15 protein-coding genes are annotated in these 18,138 nt (G+C 43.5%); 11 read left to right on the forward strand and 4 right to left on the reverse strand.

What is annotated here, in order from left to right; all coding sequences use genetic code 11:
* Nucleotides 1-221 precede the first annotated feature (221 nt).
* The gene (locus tag ACFWMP_RS22300) at nt 222-653 is read left to right on the forward strand and encodes a MarR family winged helix-turn-helix transcriptional regulator (protein WP_081382665.1); all 432 of its coding nucleotides are present in this window, start codon (nt 222-224) and stop codon (nt 651-653) included.
* A gap of 88 nt (nt 654-741) precedes the next feature.
* On the opposite strand, the gene ACFWMP_RS22305 is transcribed toward ACFWMP_RS22300, so the two are convergent.
* Nucleotides 742-2,601: an LTA synthase family protein gene (locus ACFWMP_RS22305; protein WP_042192594.1), complete on the reverse strand. Its 1,860-nt coding sequence runs from the start codon at nt 2,599-2,601 to the stop codon at nt 742-744.
* Between the two features lie 283 nt (nt 2,602-2,884).
* Here ACFWMP_RS22305 and ACFWMP_RS22310 point away from each other — a divergent pair, with 283 nt between their 5' ends.
* On the forward strand, nt 2,885-5,191 hold the full coding sequence (locus ACFWMP_RS22310) for a helicase C-terminal domain-containing protein (protein ID WP_042192591.1): 2,307 nt from the start codon (nt 2,885-2,887) through the stop codon (nt 5,189-5,191).
* A 53-nt stretch (nt 5,192-5,244) separates the two neighbouring features.
* Nucleotides 5,245-6,213 carry a Gfo/Idh/MocA family protein gene (locus ACFWMP_RS22315; protein WP_042192589.1) on the forward strand — a complete coding sequence of 323 codons (969 nt, stop codon included), beginning with the start codon at nt 5,245-5,247 and terminating at the stop codon, nt 6,211-6,213.
* Between the two features lie 76 nt (nt 6,214-6,289).
* On the opposite strand, the gene ACFWMP_RS22320 is transcribed toward ACFWMP_RS22315, so the two are convergent.
* Nucleotides 6,290-6,973 carry a CidB/LrgB family autolysis modulator gene (locus tag ACFWMP_RS22320; RefSeq protein WP_042192587.1) on the reverse strand — a complete coding sequence of 228 codons (684 nt, stop codon included), beginning with the start codon at nt 6,971-6,973 and terminating at the stop codon, nt 6,290-6,292.
* Entirely contained in the window at nt 6,967-7,341 is a 375-nt protein-coding gene (locus tag ACFWMP_RS22325; RefSeq protein ID WP_042192585.1) for a CidA/LrgA family protein, read from the reverse strand. Before ACFWMP_RS22325 ends, ACFWMP_RS22320 begins: the two co-directional genes overlap by 7 nt.
* Nucleotides 7,342-7,453: 112 nt before the next feature.
* Between ACFWMP_RS22325 and cidR the strand changes: the two genes are divergently transcribed.
* The 8 genes from cidR (at nt 7,454) to ACFWMP_RS22365 (ending at nt 17,205) form a co-directional block, all read left to right on the forward strand.
* A complete protein-coding gene (gene cidR, locus ACFWMP_RS22330) occupies nt 7,454-8,347 on the forward strand; it encodes a cidABC operon transcriptional activator CidR (protein WP_042192583.1) in 894 nt (297 codons plus the stop codon).
* 147 nt (nt 8,348-8,494) lie between these two features.
* The gene (locus tag ACFWMP_RS22335) at nt 8,495-8,734 is read left to right on the forward strand and encodes an aspartyl-phosphate phosphatase Spo0E family protein (protein WP_042192581.1); all 240 of its coding nucleotides are present in this window, start codon (nt 8,495-8,497) and stop codon (nt 8,732-8,734) included.
* A gap of 195 nt (nt 8,735-8,929) precedes the next feature.
* Nucleotides 8,930-10,327 (forward strand): DNA-binding protein, encoded by a 1,398-nt coding sequence (locus ACFWMP_RS22340; protein WP_076297940.1) that lies wholly within the window; start codon nt 8,930-8,932, stop codon nt 10,325-10,327.
* Nucleotides 10,281-10,406 carry a hypothetical protein gene (locus ACFWMP_RS22345; RefSeq protein WP_379424729.1) on the forward strand — a complete coding sequence of 42 codons (126 nt, stop codon included), beginning with the start codon at nt 10,281-10,283 and terminating at the stop codon, nt 10,404-10,406. Before ACFWMP_RS22340 ends, ACFWMP_RS22345 begins: the two co-directional genes overlap by 47 nt.
* Nucleotides 10,407-10,603: 197 nt before the next feature.
* Nucleotides 10,604-11,125: a MarR family transcriptional regulator gene (locus tag ACFWMP_RS22350; protein ID WP_143764104.1), complete on the forward strand. Its 522-nt coding sequence runs from the start codon at nt 10,604-10,606 to the stop codon at nt 11,123-11,125.
* Nucleotides 11,118-12,878, forward strand: a complete 1,761-nt coding sequence (locus ACFWMP_RS22355; RefSeq protein WP_042192573.1) for an ABC transporter ATP-binding protein — start codon at nt 11,118-11,120, stop codon at nt 12,876-12,878. The genes ACFWMP_RS22350 and ACFWMP_RS22355 overlap by 8 nt, the downstream gene beginning before the upstream one ends.
* Nucleotides 12,875-14,764, forward strand: coding sequence for an ABC transporter ATP-binding protein (locus ACFWMP_RS22360; protein WP_042192571.1), 1,890 nt, complete (start codon nt 12,875-12,877; stop codon nt 14,762-14,764). Before ACFWMP_RS22355 ends, ACFWMP_RS22360 begins: the two co-directional genes overlap by 4 nt.
* Nucleotides 14,765-14,976: 212 nt before the next feature.
* Nucleotides 14,977-17,205, forward strand: a complete 2,229-nt coding sequence (locus tag ACFWMP_RS22365; RefSeq protein ID WP_379424730.1) for an MMPL family transporter — start codon at nt 14,977-14,979, stop codon at nt 17,203-17,205.
* Between the two features lie 90 nt (nt 17,206-17,295).
* On the opposite strand, the gene ACFWMP_RS22370 is transcribed toward ACFWMP_RS22365, so the two are convergent.
* Nucleotides 17,296-17,613 (reverse strand): antibiotic biosynthesis monooxygenase, encoded by a 318-nt coding sequence (locus tag ACFWMP_RS22370; protein WP_042192566.1) that lies wholly within the window; start codon nt 17,611-17,613, stop codon nt 17,296-17,298.
* Nucleotides 17,614-18,138: the final 525 nt, after the last annotated feature.

Below are 18,138 nucleotides of genomic sequence, written 5' to 3' on the forward strand. Positions count from 1 at the left end.
TTTTCGGAGACAATCGCTCTCACTGCTACGATTATAGCGTATCGTTAAGCCTATGACCTTACATAGAATATAGTATTTTTGTGTCGGATATTGTAAATTGATGGAAGAATTATGGAAATAAACGTGATTATGAAATCTTTAGTAGACAAAAGCATTGAATCCTGACCAGTTCTAGTGGTACGCTTGTGTTATTAAAAAACGGATTGGGAGTTGAAACAAGGATGCCGCATCAATTAGATCCGTTAATAGAGCGTCTTGGATTATCCATGTGGAGAGTACAGCGTAAGATCATGTCTCAAAGGACTTTGCATAAAGAACTCGGACTTACCGTACCTCAGATGGGTCTGTTAAATATAGTAGCGAAAGAGAAAAAGTCGCGGGTGGTACAGCTGGCGGAGTCTATGGAGGTCAAATCAAGTGCCATTACCGTGATGCTCGATCGCCTGGAAGCGCTGGGCTTTATTAAGCGTGAGACGGATGGATCGGACCGGAGAGCGGTTGTGGTGACCATCACCGAGCAAGGTCAGCAAATACTTGAAGAAGGACATTTCCGTTCAAAACAGCTGCTTGCTGAGCATTTATCTATACTGAAGCCGGAAGAGCTGCAAAAGTTTGCGGAGTACTACCGTATGATCGAGGATCAGGAACGGTAAATCTCTAGCTTTAGCTTATAGATACAGAAAGAAGGCCACCTTCTCCGGAGAGAAGGTGGCCTTCTTTGAAGTATAATAATGATAAGTTCTAAGGTTTAATTGGTTTGTCTGGCAGCTGTGTAATATAGCTATGGGAAAGCTGTAGAAGTCTCAATGCTCGGTTGTATTCATCCTCAGTAGCAGCCGGTGCTTTTCCATTATAAATAGGGTATTGGGTATTATCTTCAAAGCTGTTACCCGGAATAAGCAGTCCTGAGCTGGAAATGAAAGATCCAGAAGGTAAATAATATCGCTCTGGCAGTAAATTATAAGTCTGACTGAGTAGATCTTGACCGAAAACTAGGTTATTCTCTAATGAAATTCCAAGAAGACCAGCAGCAGTTGGCATAATATCCACTTCGCCACCGACTTGCTCTAAGGTCTGTGGTGCTGTGCTGTCTCCTGCATGAATGAGCAGAGGAATGTTTAACATATCCGCATAGGAATATTCATGACCATAAATTTCAGTCATTAATTGCTTATCATCATGATCGAGAGAATAAATAGGCAGTCCCATATGGTCTCCATAAATCATGATCACGCTGTTATCCCATACGCCATTCGCTTTAAGCTCTTCTACGAAATGTCCGAAGGCATCATCCGCATAGTTCTGGGAACGGATATAGTCACCCACAAAAGTACCTTCGTAACGCTCTGGTAGCTTCATGCGGTATTTTTCCTCAGGGATTGTGAATGGATGATGCGCTGACATCGAAATGATCTGAGCGTAGAAGGGTTGACCTTCGTTGCTCATTTCCTTCAGTTTGTCGGCAGTTTTACTATAGAGCGTATCATCAGAAGCACCGAAGAAGAAAACATCATCTTCACCAAAGAATGAGCGATCATAATAATGATCGAAGCCCAGTGAGTCATACAGCTCACCGCGGTTCCAGAACTCTACGACATTGGTGTGGAAGGTTGCGGTCTGATACCCATTGTCTTTAAGCAAGCGTGGCAGACTTGGTAGCACCTTATCTACATAGGACATCGTTGCCGCACCACGCGGAGGGATGTAGGCGGATGTGTTCACTACGAATTCTGCATCTGACGTATTCCCTTGGCCTACCATTTGATAGAAATTAGGGAAGTAAAGACTATCCTTCATTACCTTGTTCAGGTTCGGTGTAATCTCTTGCCCGTCTAGCTCAAGACCCAGCAAGAAGTTCTGGAAGGATTCCAATTGAATGATAATAAGATTTTTGCCTTTAGCCGTGCCATGAAGTGGAGAACTAACTGCAGTATTAATCCCCTTCACTTGGTTGATGGCATCTTGTGTAATGTCACTTGATTGCACTAGCTCTGGTTCTTCTTTTGCAAAGATCGTATAGGCTTCATAGTTAAGAATACCCATCTCCTGAGCTTTCTTAATTTCGTTCATACTAGCCTTATTAGGCAAAATGTTGAACAAGCATAAACCAAGTGAGACTGCGAATAGAACACTATATTTTATTTTTCCGTTACGACGGTTGATATTCTCTTTTTTATAGACACGGCCTTTCTTATTAAAGAAGAAATAGCCTCCTAGGACAATTATATCTGTAAAGATTAACAGGTAGTAAGGATCCATCAGTGAGAATACGCTGTTGCTGACGGCTGTGACTTGATTCACCTGTTCCGCGGCATGGTAAGTTACAATAACACCATAATATTTAAAATACATAATGGCTGCGAAAAAGATGGCTGTTACTAATAAATTGACTGTCATGTAATATCCAAGCTTTCGTTTGGAGGCGAACCTCTCAATAATACAGAAGAGCGCCCAGGCAAAAGGGATTTCTGTCAGTAATGATTTCCAAGGCAGCACATCATCAAAAATGACGCCCCAAGCCAGAAATGCTTTTAGGATAAAAAGTATTGTGAAAAACACAAAAGGTTTAATGATCCAACGTTTAATATTAAAGGATGACACAGCTTCCCCCTCTTTCTACATGATAAAACGCCATTTCTCAAACAGGACGAAACAGCACCAAGACAAAATGACTCCATAGTAATAAAATTTATTATGCAGGGCTAGCAGAAGAAAGTCAAAAACCGAAAGCGTAAGTATAAGCTTTGTGGAGTGCGTAAAGTTAAAGACGCATAGGTGAAAGATAATGTTTATGCTATCCCATGGGGTTATACAGCGATTAAAGGACCGAAATAGACATTGGGAACAAAAAGGATATATGGCTAATTAAGGGAGGTGAGAATAGTTGGATCATACTGTAACCCTATCCGTTAGAACTCTCGTCGAGTATGTTTTTCGCAGCGGTAGTATTGAGCCTGGATTTCATGGTACTTCCTCTATGGTTGAAGGAACACGAATTCATCAGAAAATCCAAAAGCAATATAAGGAAGGCGACCGCAAGGAGGTCTATCTGAAAACAGAGATCCCTTATGGTAGCTTACTCTATATAGTAGATGGGCGCTGTGATGGACTGCTTGTTTCGGAGGATGGGAGCCTAATCGTCGAAGAAATCAAATCAACCTCCGGACTGCTGGATATGCTGGAAGAGGGACATGATGTTCATTGGGCTCAGGCGCTGATGTACGCATATATGGTATCGCTGGAGCAGGAGCTTTCTTCTATTCAAGTAAAGCTTACCTATGTCCACCGGGCTACTGATGAGCAAAAAAGCTTGTACCGAACGTTGTCTTTAGATGAACTGATCTCATTTGCTAATGATACCGTAGCCAGATATGCTCCGTACGCTGAGATGATGGTTCGTCATGATGCTAAGAAAGAGCAGAGCCTTCGAGAGTTACAATTCCCGTTTCCTTCTTATCGAAAGGGACAACGGCATTTTGCCGGAGCGGTGTACAAATCCATCGTAGAAAAGGTCAGTCTGTTCGCTCAGGCGCCCACAGGTATTGGGAAAACAATGTCAACGCTGTTCCCGGTCCTTAAAGCAATGGGCGAAGGACAAGCTAAAGGATTGTTCTATTTAACGGCTAAGACGGTTACCCGTTTTGCCGCACAGGAAGCAATCTCGCTACTGCTGACGCAGGGACTCCAGCTGCATGTCATCACACTTACTGCTAAAGAGAAGACCTGTTTTCATGATGAAGGGATTTGCGGTAAGGATTTCTGTCCCTATGCGGAAGGCTATTATGATCGGATTAATGATGCGGTAATGGATCTGTTAGAGCATGAAACGCTGGTGAGCAGAGACACCCTAGCACTGTATGCTCACAAACATAAAGTGTGCCCGTTTGAGTTCTCGCTGGATGCAGCCTATGCCTGTGATGCGGTGATCTGCGATTACAATTATATATATGATCCTCGGATCAGCCTGAAACGGCTAACAGAGGAGAGAAAGAGAGAAACGGTGCTTCTGGTAGATGAAGCACATAATCTGGTAGACCGGGGACGAGAGATGTTCTCTGCCTCTTTGCTGAAGGCCCCCTTTCTAGAAATCCAGCGTCAGTACAAGGAAGTAAACCGTAATTTGAGTACTGCAGCTAAATCGGTGAATGCTTTTTTTATCTCCCTTCGCAAAATTTGTAATGAAGAGGGGCAAGGGCAGTGGGCTTCGTTCCCGGAGGAGTTGCCAGCCTTGCTTGAGATATTTTCTTTGGAGGCGGAACAGGAACTTATTCACCCGAGCGCCAGCATTGTTCCTCAGAATGGAGAAGGAGAGAATGTTCTTCTGGATACCTATTTTTCAGTTCAAGGGATGCTTCGCACCTTTAAGACCTATGATGAACGCTACATAACCTATGCTGAGGTTCGGCGCGGCGATGTGTACTTGAAGTTATTTAATTTGGATCCATCGCATTTACTCCGACAAATGTCTAAGAGCTTTCGAAGCCAGATTCTGTTCTCTGCTACGCTTTCTCCATTATCGTACTATCGGGATATGATTGGTGCGGTGGAGGAAGATTACAGTTTAACGGTCTCATCTCCTTTTCAGAAGGAGCAATGGGAAGTGACCGTGCTGCCTGTCTCCACACGTTATCATGACCGGGAAGCTTCCCTCATCCCGTTAACTCAGGCATTGAATCAAATGGTTTCAAAGAAGGGCAATTATCTGGTTTTTTTTCCTTCATATCTCTATTTACAAAACGTATATCAGGCCTTTACGGAGAATTACCCCGAAGTACGGACTTTGATACAGGATACAGGCATGAGTGAGCAGGCTAGAGAAAGTTTTTTAGCAGCATTTAGTCCAGATAATGACGAGACGCTGTTAGGATTTGCTGTACTCGGAGGGATCTTTTCGGAAGGTGTAGATCTGCCAGGAGACCGTCTCAACGGGGTAATGGTTGTTGGAGTTGGCCTACCACAGCTTGGTCTTGAGCGTAATCTACTGCGTCAGTATTTTAATGCCAGAGGTAAAAATGGCTTTGATTATGCTTATGTCTACCCAGGAATGTGCAAGGTATTGCAAGCTGGAGGCAGACTGATTCGAAGTGAGACAGATACAGGCATTATTGTGCTTGCGGATGATCGCTTTTTGCAGAGTCCTTACATGCATTTGCTTCCCGAAGAATGGAGAGATTATCTTATCCGCTCATAAGAGGGTATAATCTATGAAAAGGTATTCATAATCAATCGGCAGGAGGAAAAAGAATGACATTAAAAGTGGGTATTGTGGGTACGGGTTGGTTCTCTAAGGTACATGCTGATTTACTAGCAGAGATGGATAATGTCCGTTTGCAAGCGGTCTGCGGAAGCAGTAAGGCTAAAGGCGAAGATATGGCACGTCCATACGATGCTGCTGGATATGGTGATATTACGGAGATGCTGGATGCGGAGAAGCTCGATGCTGTTTATATTTGTGTGCCTCCACAATCTCATGGCGCGATCGAACGATCATTAATCAAGAGGGATATTCCCTTTTTTATAGAAAAACCGCTTAGTATGACTACTGAAATTCCCGCAAGCCTACTTCAGGATATCAAAGAACATAATTTGTTAACCTCGGTAGGATATCATTTCCGCTATCAGGAGAACATTAAACGTCTGAAAGAAACTTTGCGTGGTGACAAAGTCGGTATGATTATGGGGCAATGGATGGGCGGCATGCCAGGCGTAGCTTGGTGGCGTGATCAGAAGCAATCCGGAGGACAATTCACAGAGCAGACTACACATATCGTTGATTTGGTGCGCTATCTAGCCGGAGAAGTAAAGGAAGTTTACGGCATGTTCGGAAACCGGATTATGCATGAGCAGCATGAAGGTGTGAGCGTGGCAGATGTAGGTACCGTATCCCTGAAGCTTGAAAATGGAATTGTTGCTAATATTTCAAATACATGCGTTTTACCTGATGAGGTGGGAAGTGTAGGTCTTAGCTTCTATAATGATCGGGGACTTTTGGACTGGAACCCGGATCGTCTCTTGGAAGTGAGAAGCGGCAATAGCACCGAATTTGCGAATACAGGAAACCCATATTTAGTAGAAAGTGAAGCCTTCATACATGCTGTACGGACGGGGGATCGCTCGCGCATTTTATGCGATTATGAGGATGGATACAATACCCTAAAAGTCACCTGTGCGGCCTATGATTCAGCGCAAAGCGGATTGCCTGTTAAGTTCTAAGGTTCAGTTCATAGAAAAAGGACATGCTACTTTAGATGTACTAAAGAGACATGCCCTTGGCCCAAGCTGGGTTAGCCTAGTGGAGGAATATCGCGAGCAAAGCTGGCGCCACACCTATAGATAACAGCGCGGACAGAATCATCGCAATACTGGAGATGGTTCCGGTCAGTGAACTAAGCTCGAAGGCTTTGGATGTTCCTGTACCATGTGCAGCGGTTCCCAGCGATACACCGCGCGCAATTTCATTCTCAATGCGGAAGATGCGAAGTACAGTAGGGCCCATCATTGTACCAAGTATCCCGGTAATAATGACGAAGACTGCCGTAATACTCGGTACACCGCCGATACTTTGCGAGATGCTCATAGCGATCGGTGTAGTTACCGAACGCGGGACCAGACTAGCTGCCAGATCGCCGCTAACATGCAGCCATTTGGCGAGAAGTATGGAAGAGATCACCGCAACTATCGTCCCTGATAGCACGCCTGCCGCAATTTCGGCGGCGTGCTTTTTGAGTACCTTGAAGTTCTTATGCAAAGGGATGGCAAAGGCCATGGTTGCTGGTTGCAGCAAATCCGTCAGCCATTTTCCTCCCGCATTGTATGAGTCATAAGTAATGCCTGTTATAAGCAGAAAGATGATCATAATCACTGGTGTGATGATTAATGGAGAGGTGTAGACTTTACCGGTAGAAGCATAGATACGTTTCGCGAGTAAATACACCGCGACCGTGAGGCCAAAAAATAGCAGAGCGTTTAACATGATTCTTTCCGCTCCTTCGCTTTATAAATTCTACTGGTAAGTAATCCGGAACTAGCCATCACAACAAATGTGCCTAAGACGACAACGGCAAGAATGCGTAATCCATCCGTTTCCAGAATATTAGCGTATTTCATTACACCTATAGCAGATGGAATGAAGAACAGTAGGAGCTCGGCGAGTAGCCAAGAAGCACCAACCTCTACCCAATTCAGACGAATGACACCGAACTCAAGCAGGAGAAACAATATAATCATTCCGAGTATGCTTCCGGGAATAGGGATATGCAATAATGGGGTCACAGCATTGATAAGTAAAGAGAATAACATAAGTCCCGCCACCTGCAGCAAGCCTATAACAATCTTTTTCATAAGGCTTCGCTCCTTTCATAATAATGAAAGTTTACATCAATTGTTTTCATAGGTAAAATGAATAGATCGAATAAATGACATTCCTTTTGTCTATGGATTAGGGGGCACATAAATGGATATCCGACAATTAGAATATTTCGTTCAAGCGGCACGAATGAAAAGCTTTACCAGAGCTGCTGAATCATTATATATAACACAGCCCACGATCAGTAAAATGATTCGGAATATGGAGGTCGAACTGGAGGCAGACTTGTTCTACCGTGAAGGGAAGAGTGTAAGGCTTACAGACGCAGGGGAAATTTTGTTCACCAAAGCGCAAAATATCGTGGAGTCTTTCGCTAGCTTGTCTTCCGAACTGGATAACTTACGGAATCTGGAGCAGGGCCACATCCGCATCGGCCTGCCTCCAATGGTAGGAGCGAGCTTTTTTCCATCGGTGATTGGTCAATTTCATAAACGTTATCCGCAGGTTACGATTCGTCTTCATGAGGATGGGGCCAAAAAAGTGGAGGAAGATGTAGAAACGGGACTGCTGGACATTGGAATGGTCGTATTGCCTGTAGATACATCCAAACTTCATTGTTTTACCTTTGTTGAAGAGAAGTTGAATCTTATTTTGCCTATGGGGCATCGGCTGGCCGAGGCAGAGTTAGTTCCACTAAGTGAACTGGCTGAAGAGGAGTTCGTGTTATTCCGGGAGGATTTCACGCTGCACGATCGGATTATTACGGAATGTGTAAAAGCTGGATTTCAGCCGAAGGTTATATATGAGAGTTCACAATGGGACTTGATCAGCAAGATGGTAGCTGCGGGAATGGGGATCGCATTATTGCCGGAAACCATTTGCCGTGACATGGATCGCTCGCGATTGGTAGTCATTCCTTTGACAGATCCGGTGATTCCTTGGCAGATCGCTATGGCATGGCGTAGAGACCGTTATTTATCTTTTGCAGCACGTGAATGGATTTCTTTTGCAAAGGGACTATTGAGAACAGTACCCAAATGAGCTTCCCCACAAGCCTATAGAACCCGAATAAATAGCTATTTTATTTTTTGTGGATGTTCTGCAAATTTTTCTTTTTTTTTGAAAATATGTTTTTTGGTATCATGGATTATGATAGGAAGAGATGTTGATAGAGAGAAGGAGAGAGTTGTGACACTATATCAAGGTTCTTCCGAGAAAGCTTATAGAAGAGACTACAGAGAAGATGAGCTGTTTGTGACTATAGAGAGCCTTAGATGCGAATTGCTGGAAGTCGCGGAGCAACGGAGTCTTAGTGACCATGCTGTCCTAGAGCTAAGCGAGCGATTGGACGGTTATATTTTGCTGGCACAACATAAGATGATGGAGAACTTGCGCAGTCGCAAGGCAAGTGCAACAGCTTACTGCTGAAGCTCAAAAGCCGCTATTACAATAAATTAAACTCGATACATCCATAGAATTACACTATTACAAAGATCCAACCGATAAAGAGGAGAGAAATACGCTCCTCTTTTTGTCGTACAATCTATAAGTTGTACAATCCATAACTTTCACCTATAATGTCAATTAATAGGATCTTTTCAAGTCAAACTTTGGGGGTGCCGAGTGGAGGGAAAGTTAACAACTATACGCTCAGAAATTGAGAAAAATCTGTCCCGCTCCGGCCATAATCTCGCCTCATTTTCAAAAATATGTGGCCTGAATCGTGGAAGTCTCAGTGCAATTTTGCACGGGAATCCGCCGAAGCCTATGTCCCTGGGACAAATAGATGCAATCATTAAAGCCTTTGGATTTCCTGACGGTTGGTTGTATCCTTTATATATTGATGAATGCTTTAATGAGGAGAAGGTCTCACGCCGCAGGGTAGAGCCTTTTTTAATACGTTGCGCCGAATTGGGCAAACAAAATTGCATTGATGAAACTATAGGTAGGATATTGGAGTGTACAAAGCCGCTGGATATCATTTATTCAGTTGCTGATAAGTTATTCAATAAAGGGAAAATTCAGGAGTCTTTGTTTTTTTATAAAATTGTAGTAGAGAATGAGTCTGATAGTTACAGTGAACGTCTTGCGATCAGTCATTATCGTATTTTTAAATTTTTGCAAACATTTGATATGGAAGAGAAACTACGTGCAGTGATTAGTTTTAGTCCATTCAGGGGCCGTCTTCCAGAGAATTTGCAATTGGATGGTTTATTAATGCTGACGCAGTTATGTTTCGCTCTTCGAAGATGGGAAGAAATGGAAGTCTATGCTGATGAGTTGAGAGCTTTAGCCAATGCTGTTTACCGCCAAGAGCTACGTCGTAGTGAAGACAGACGAAGAGAAGCGCTTTGTACAGAGCGTCCGCTGGTTGTCTATTATGGACATGGTTATTTACTCAAAGCGATTTCGTTGTCAAAGCAGGGTCGATATGAAGAGGCTAAGAAATATACTGCTGGTTACGCAGACCTCAGCTGGTTCGAAATGTTGGATGAAGTAGGTCACCAAGCCGTAGAACAGTTCCGATTATTTGCAACCGGAAATAGTTTTACACTGGAGATGCTGGAAGGCAATGTTGAAGTTATACCAGCTTATGTAGCCTTTTTAGCTGATCATCCCGGAGAGATACTACCAGGACTCATTATTATTATGGAATCGGCTAATCGTTTCGGATTTTCTGTAGACAATGTGCTTACACGCTTCTCACGGGAAATGCTGCGATTTGAGCAGTTTGAAGATCCCATTAATATCGATCGATTATATCGGTTGTACTATCAAGTAGCTATATATCAAATAAGAAACAAACAATATATTGTAGGTGTGGAATATATTATTCAGTCTTTAGAGTTATCTATTAAGACGAATAATGGAATAGACTTCATAAAATGTGTAACTTTATTTGAGACCAACAGGGACTATGCAACTCAGATTCAGCAGGACAAATACAGGAATTTAATAAGGGAGGTGAGAAAAGATGAAAAAATCACTATTGATGATGGCAGGCATTTTAGTATTGTTTAGCTTCATCGTTATTGGTCAACCGACATTGGGAGGCGGCAATGGAGGAATGACGACCTATGAACACGGAGCGGGATTCTAATATTAAAGGTATGTTGGACATTTTAATATATAGTTACATATCCGATTTTTTTAACTCCTTACCTTCGTGGTGGGAGTTTTTTATTTCGTAATAATTGATACCGTATTCAAAATTTGACAAAGCGTTGCACCGAAAATATAATTAGGTAGCCTAAATAATACAGTGTTTAATAATTAGCTGACCTAACTAAAATAGAGGTGAAAGAAATTGGGATAAACGGAGGAAATACAGAAAATACTGAAAATTCAGTCGCACACGAGCTTTTTGCGGCGATGAAACGGCTGCATAAAGGCCAATGGCAAAAGGGTGTTGAAGGCCATAAGCCGAGTGAGATGACTTTAATGATATGCATTGAAAAATGGAATCATTCTGATGATGAGGGTCTAAAGATATCTGAAATCAGCCGACTTCTCGGATTCACACCTCCAACTATTACGCAGTTGATTAATAGTCTTGAGGCGAAACAGATGGTGGAAAGACACGCAGATCCTTCGGACCGAAGAGTCGTACGCGTGAAATTGACGGAGAGTGGAAAAAAACTCACACGAAGAGCAGAGCAATATAGAGACGCAATGTTTGATGAGCTCGTTCGTTACTTAGGTGAAAAAGAGACTAAGCAGCTCACAGAACTGTTGCTGAAAGTACATGCATTCGTTGAGGATAATCCACCACCTAATTGGGATAGGCTACAAATGAACGGAGATGAGAAGCTTGATTAAATTATTTAAACAACTGAAGCCATTTCGAGTAGCTATTGGTGCTGTATTAATTCTTGTGTTCTTGCAGTCCATGGGTGACTTATACCTCCCTACGCTGATGTCCGACATCGTCGATAAGGGTATTGTTCAGGGAGATCGTACTTATATTTGGAAAATAGGTAGCTTCATGCTTTTAGTTGCAGGGGGCGGGGCCTTATGTTCAGTCATTGCCAGCTATTTATCAGCAAAAGTGGCAGCAGGGTTCGGTAAACTTACCCGTGCTCGTGTGTTTAACCACGTAGAGAATTTCACGCTGCATGAATTCGATAAGCTCGGTACCGCATCTTTAATTACCCGTACAACGAATGATATTACGCAGGTACAGACTGTACTTACTATGATGCTGCGTATGATGATCGGTGCACCGATGATGATGATTGGTGGTATCATCATGGCGGTATCTGAAGATGCGAAATTATCATTGATCTTTGTAGTAGTTATTCCGGTACTCGTTGGCGCAATTTTCTTTATCGGGATGAAGGGATTACCACTGTTTAAAGCGATACAGATCAAGCTGGATAAATTAAATCTGGTTCTACGTGAACATTTGACGGGTATCCGTGTTATCCGTTCATTTAACCGGATTGATCATGAGAATAAACGCTTCTCCGAGGCTAACCGTGATCTGACAGACACGGCGATCAAAGTAAATAAAATCATGGCCGGTTTGATGCCGCTTATGATGATTGTTATGAACTTTTCCATGATCGCAATTCTTTACTTTGGTGGGATTCGAATTGGCGATGGCGATTTGCAAGTCGGCTCACTGATGGCATTTATTCAATATGCGATGCAAATCATGTTCTCCCTGATTATGGTGTCGATGATGTTCGTGCTGATTCCTCGTGCTTCAGCTTCAGCCTTGCGTATCAATGAAGTGCTCGATATGCGGCCGGAGTTCACAGATCCATCAGAGAGTGAATTACAAACAACGGCTCAAGCAACTAAAAAAGACGGCCGTGATCATATGCGTGGTTTTGTTGAATTCGATAATGTCTCCTTTTCTTATCCTGGCGCGGAACAACCTGCACTTTCGAAAATTAGCTTCAGTGCTCGCCCAGGTGAAGTTACTGCGATTATCGGTGGTACTGGTTCAGGTAAATCTACGCTGCTTAGCTTGATTCCAAGGTTCTATGATGTTAACGAAGGTGCTGTACGTGTTAACGGAGTAGATGTGCGTGAGATGACTCAGGAAGAGCTACGGAGCAAAATTGGTTACATCCCTCAAAAAGCGGTATTGTTCTCAGGTACGATTAACGAAAACATTCGCTACGGTAAAGAGGATGCTACCGATGAAGAAATCATTCATGCAGCCAAGGTAGCTCAGGCCTACGATTTCGTGTCAGCAATGAAAGATGGATTTGATTCGGAAATTGCTCAAGGCGGCAGTAATGTCTCTGGTGGTCAGAAACAGCGGCTGTCCATTGCACGTGCGCTTGTGAGAAAACCTCAAGTTTATCTGTTCGACGACAGCTTCTCTGCACTTGATTTCAAAACAGATGCCAAGCTTCGTGCGGCACTCAAAGATGAAACCACGGAATCCACTGTTCTAATCGTAGCTCAACGGGTTAGTACCGTTATGGATGCCGACCGGATTATTGTTATTGATGAGGGTGAAATCGCCGGAATGGGCACTCACCGTGAACTGCTCGCGAGCAGTGATGTGTACCGCGAGATCGTATCCTCGCAGCTGTCAGAGGAGGAAATAGCATGAGCGAACAAAACAATAAACCTGCTGCTCCGCGCGCCCATAAAGGTCCTGGACCTGGTGGCGGCCCTGGCATGCGGATGCCTGCAGAAAAGGCTAAAGACTTCAAGGGTACACTTCGTCGTCTGATTAAGTATTTAAGACCTCGTATGGTTCAATTGATTATCGTTCTTGTAATGGCAATTGCCAGTACTGTATTCAGTATCTTCAGCCCTAAGGTTATGGGTAAAGCAACAACTAAACTATTCGAAGGTGCTTACGGTAAATTAATGGGTGTTGAGGGAGCTTCCATTGATTTTGGATACATTAATGATATCCTGATCATACTTGCGGGACTGTATTTGCTTAGTGCTCTATTTAGCTATATTCAGCAGTACGTAATGGCTGGCGTAGCTCAGAAGGTCGTCTACGACATGCGTGAGCAGATCAACAGCAAGCTGGAACGTTTGCCTTTGAAATATTTTGATTCCCGTACCCATGGGGAAATTCTAAGCCGTGCTACGAATGATGTGGATAACATCAGTACTACACTGCAGCAGAGCTTAACTCAATTGATTACTTCTATTGTCACCATTATCGGTGTCATCGTAATGATGCTTACCATCAGCCCATGGCTGACGTTGATTACAATTGTTACATTGCCACTCAGCTTCGTTGTAATTATGGCTATCTCCAAGCGCTCGCAGACTTATTTTGTCGGACAGCAGAAGTCACTCGGTCAGTTGAATGGTCATGTAGAAGAAATGTATACAGGTCACCGGATTATTAAAGCTTTTGGTCGTGAACCGCAGTCCCTTAAGGATTTTGATGAAATTAACGATAAGCTTTACGACTCTGGCTGGCGTGCCCAATTCATGTCCGGTATGATTATGCCGCTCATGATGTTTATCGGTAACTTGGGTTATGTAATGATTTGTGTAGTCGGCGGTATCTTTGTTACTAAAAAAATGATCGATGTTGGGGATATTCAAGCTTTTATTCAGTATTCCCGTCAGTTCACCCAGCCGATTGCACAAACGGCTAATATTGCGAATATTATTCAATCCACTATTGCTTCCGCAGAACGTGTATTTGAACTTCTGGATGAAGAAGAGGAAGTTAAGGAAGTTAATACTACACTTGCGAAGCTTGATGAAGGTACTCCGGAAGGTTCCGTTGAGTTCCGTCATGTGAAATTCGGATATAAAGAAGATGCGATTCTGATTGAGGACATGAATATTGAGGTTAGTCCAGGTCAGACCATAGCGATTGTCGGTCCTACTGGTGCTGGTAAAACCACTCTGATTAACCTGTTGATGCGCTTCTACGAGCTTAATGATGGGGAAATTATCATTGATGGCGTCAATATTACCAACATGAGACGGAGTGACCTGCGCAGCAAATTTGGTATGGTGCTTCAGGATACCTGGCTGTTCAATGGTACGATCCGCGATAACATTGCTTATGGACGTGAAGGTGCCTCAGAAGCTGATGTGGTGCGTGCTGCCAAGGCTGCTCATGCCGATCACTTTATCCGCACACTTCCGCTTGGCTATGATACGGTGTTAAATGAAGAGGCTTCTAATATCTCTCAAGGACAGAAGCAGCTGATTACGATTGCGCGTGCGATTCTGGCTGATCCATCGATCCTCATTCTTGATGAAGCAACAAGCAGTGTCGATACACGGACAGAATTGTTGATTCAAAAAGCAATGAAAGCATTGATGCAAAACAGAACCAGCTTCGTAATTGCTCACCGTCTTTCGACGATTCGAGATGCCGACCTTATCCTTGTTATGAATCAAGGTAGTGTAATCGAGAAGGGCAATCACGAGGAACTGCTTGCACAAGGCGGATTCTATGCTGATCTTTACAACAGTCAGTTCTCCGAAGGAGATTTGGACGCAGGCTAAGTTGAAGTGAAAGAAATAGTATAGCAAACCATAAACCCCTCTTTTCACATGTTGCTGATTTTATATGTGAAGAGAGGGGTATTTTATATGTGATGAGGTGTTTTGATTTTTCAGAAAAATAAAAAAAGTTTGATTAAAAATTAAAGCATATATATGATAGAATTAAAAAATGACCCGCGGCTCATTTTTAAGGCGGGAAGGTAAAGGAGAGGATGAAGGGAATGTCAGGCTACGGTAAATGGGTGGCAGGAAAAAAGACGAAATGGATTACTCTTCTCGTATGGATAGTGCTAGTAGGTGCACTTACCCTATTATGGCCTGCAGTGAATTCTCAAGTTGCTAATAATGCGCCCAATCTCCCAGATGATGCACAATCAATACAGGCAACAGCAATTGCAGAACAAGAGTTTCCAAGTGGAAGCGGAGTACCTGCATTGCTCGTATGGCATAGAGAAGGTGGGCTTTCACAAGACGATTTAGTACATATCACTGCTGTATACAACAAGTTGGAGCAGCAACCGTTACCCCATCAGAACTTTGTTCCCCCACTAGGGAAGCTGCCGCCGCAGGCACTGCAAGCCTCATTATCTGAGGATCTTAGTACACTGGTAACCCCAGTGCTTTTTGATAAAACGGCAGATAGTGATCAGCTCGGTGAAGCTGTGACAGAAATGAAGAAGATCATAAACACAGAGACGGGTGGAGACCCCTCCGCGGCTAAGGTAGATGGAAAAGACCTGAGTTTACGTGTTACGGGTCCAGTGGGTATCTCTATAGATGCTTCAGGCCTGTTTCAGAACGCTGACGTTTCCTTGTTAATTGCTACGGTTATGCTTGTGCTGGTGTTCTTATTAGTGATTTATCGTTCGCCGATCTTGGCGTTTATTCCACTTATTGCAGTTGGATTCGCTTATGGTGTAACTAGTCCGATTCTTGGAAAAATGGCGCAAGAAGGCTGGATCACCGTGGATTCACAGGCAGTATCCATCATGACAGTTCTGTTGTTCGGTGCGGGTACGGACTATTGTTTGTTCCTGATCTCACGGTTCCGGCAGTTGTTGAAGGTAGAAGAGAGTAAGAGTCGTGCGCTTCTTCGCTCCATTACCGAATCTTCAGGCGCCATCGCTATGAGTGGCTTCACCGTCGTGCTCGCGCTGTTTGCGTTATTGCTGGCTAAGTATGGAGCTTATCATCGTTTTGCAATACCGTTCAGCGTGTCGATTTTCATTATGGGAATTGCTAGCTTAACGCTTGTACCTGCACTTTTGGCAATCTTCGGACGGACCTCGTTCTTCCCATTCATTCCGCGCACGCCGCAAATGGAGGTTGAACGGGCTAAGGCTAAAGGAAAACCAGCTCCAGAACCCAAAGTCTCCCATAAAAAAGGGATTGGCGGATTTGTAGTTTCCAGGCCTTGGGCTATCGTAGGAGTGACTGTCATCGGACTGGGGATTCTGGCTTCATTCTCTAGTGGAATCAAGTTTACGTATGATATCCTCTCTTCTTTTCCTAAAAATATGGAGTCCCGCGAAGGGTTCGACCTCATTGGTAAGCAGTTTTCTCCGGGAGAACTAGCACCCGCTAAACTGATTATTGATACTAAGGGGCAAGCGAGTGGAGAGGATCTTAAAGTCATTCTCGGAGGGCTCACGTATGTGGACACGGTTTCCGATCCGCAGCAGGGCGCTGTGAATAAGGATATTCTGGGTTATGATATCGAATTTAAGAACAATCCTTATTCACTTGAAGCGATGGGGCATATTCCAGCCCTTCTAGCAACAGCAGAGCAAGCGCTGATTGATGTAGGGGTAGAGAATCCTTCAGATCATGTGTGGGTAAGTGGTCAGACAGCAACGCAGTATGATACCAAAAAAATCGGAGATCGTGACACCGATCTGATTATCCCAGTTGTTATCGGGTTGATCACTTTGCTGTTGTTGATATATCTGCGTTCGATAGTGGCGACTATTTATCTGGTCGGAACGGTCATTCTCTCCTTCTTCTCTGCACTTGGCTTAGGCTGGATTATCATTCATTATGTGATGGGCGCAGATGCCATTCAGGGAGCGATCCCGCTCTATTCCTTTGTATTCCTGGTGGCACTTGGAGAAGATTACAACATCTTTATGATCTCGAATATTTGGAAAAAGCGTAAGACCATGCCACTTAAGCAGGCCATCGCGGAAGGCGTGAATGAGACCAGCTCGGTAATTACCTCTGCGGGCCTCATTCTGGCAGGTACTTTTGCTGTATTAGCTAGCTTACCGATTCAGGTGCTTGTGCAATTTGGTATCATCACCGCTCTAGGTATTCTACTTGATACCTTCGTAGTACGTCCGTTCCTTGTGCCCGCTATTACGACACTTTTTGGTCGATGGGCATTCTGGCCGGGGAAACATCAAGAGGTGGAGCAAGCTCTGTCTCGTAGTAGTGAGCAATAAGCGACACACTGTAAAAACAATCAGGGATGTCTCAAAGCCATATTGGCTTAGGGCATCCCTGTTGTTATTGTCATGGTCGAAACCCAATGCTTAATTGCTGGTTCCGGGTGTTCGGCTGATCATCAGCTTATATTTGTCGATCGAAGCACCAAGAATGGCTTCATTCCCACCAGCACCGCGGTGTGATTGACGGAAGGATTCACTGGATGTCCAGCCTTTAAATGCCTCCTCATTCTCCCACATGGTACAGATTTTTAATTCCTCAACACCTTCTTTGGCACTTCCTTGCCAAACCTCCATGCGGACGAATCCTGGCATATCCTGTACACCATTATTTCCTCCGAAACGTTGAGCAATGGCTTCACCATGACCTTCTTTAACTTTAATGGTATTTGTTACTACTAGCATATTAGGTAAACCTCCGTTCAGTAGTGTGATATCCATACATAAACATTAGGCTGAATATATAATTGCACTTTATACACTTAAAAGTTCTGTTTCGTTAAAAACGAAGCGATAAGTGTATTCTCTGCAACTAAATTCCATGAATTTGGCGAATGGTTGAAAATTGCCTGCTTTTAGTTGCACAGAGTGCAATTAAAGTGTGAAGGATCCTCTAATTACGCTGAATAGATGTACAAAGTGCAACTATTGCTACTCGAACGCCTAGTAGTGACTAGAGCTCGATGTAACGGCCCTTAACTACAATTACTTATCGTAACTATAAGTACCAATCACAACTATAAGAAGAATATAAGCACCACAATATTATTATTACTAACAATTAAATAAGTACCTAAACCCCAGTTGCCTACTCTGGTGATGAAAGTGAAGTTTGATTGCAAAATGTGCAACAGAATAGCCAGGAACTAGTCTACAAAAGGTATTCTGTTGCACTCTGTACAATTGAATTAAGGTTAAATCGCCTAAAGT

Origin of the sequence: Paenibacillus sp. NPDC058367 (genome assembly GCF_042723305.1) — a bacterium.
GTDB lineage: Bacteria > Bacillota > Bacilli > Paenibacillales > Paenibacillaceae > Paenibacillus_AQ.

Excerpts from the sequence above, each read along its gene's own strand:
- ACFWMP_RS22300 (WP_081382665.1), top strand. The coding sequence starts at position 222 with ATGCCGCATCAATTAGATCCGTTAATAGAGCGTCTTGGATTATCCATG.
- ACFWMP_RS22315 (WP_042192589.1), top strand. The coding sequence starts at position 5,245 with ATGACATTAAAAGTGGGTATTGTGGGTACGGGTTGGTTCTCTAAGGTA.
- ACFWMP_RS22320 (WP_042192587.1), bottom strand. The coding sequence starts at position 6,973 with ATGTTAAACGCTCTGCTATTTTTTGGCCTCACGGTCGCGGTGTATTTA.
- ACFWMP_RS22325 (WP_042192585.1), bottom strand. The coding sequence starts at position 7,341 with ATGAAAAAGATTGTTATAGGCTTGCTGCAGGTGGCGGGACTTATGTTA.
- cidR (WP_042192583.1), top strand. The coding sequence starts at position 7,454 with ATGGATATCCGACAATTAGAATATTTCGTTCAAGCGGCACGAATGAAA.
- ACFWMP_RS22345 (WP_379424729.1), top strand. The coding sequence starts at position 10,281 with ATGAAAAAATCACTATTGATGATGGCAGGCATTTTAGTATTGTTTAGC.
- ACFWMP_RS22360 (WP_042192571.1), top strand. The coding sequence starts at position 12,875 with ATGAGCGAACAAAACAATAAACCTGCTGCTCCGCGCGCCCATAAAGGT.
- ACFWMP_RS22365 (WP_379424730.1), top strand. The coding sequence starts at position 14,977 with ATGAAGGGAATGTCAGGCTACGGTAAATGGGTGGCAGGAAAAAAGACG.
- ACFWMP_RS22370 (WP_042192566.1), bottom strand. The coding sequence starts at position 17,613 with ATGCTAGTAGTAACAAATACCATTAAAGTTAAAGAAGGTCATGGTGAA.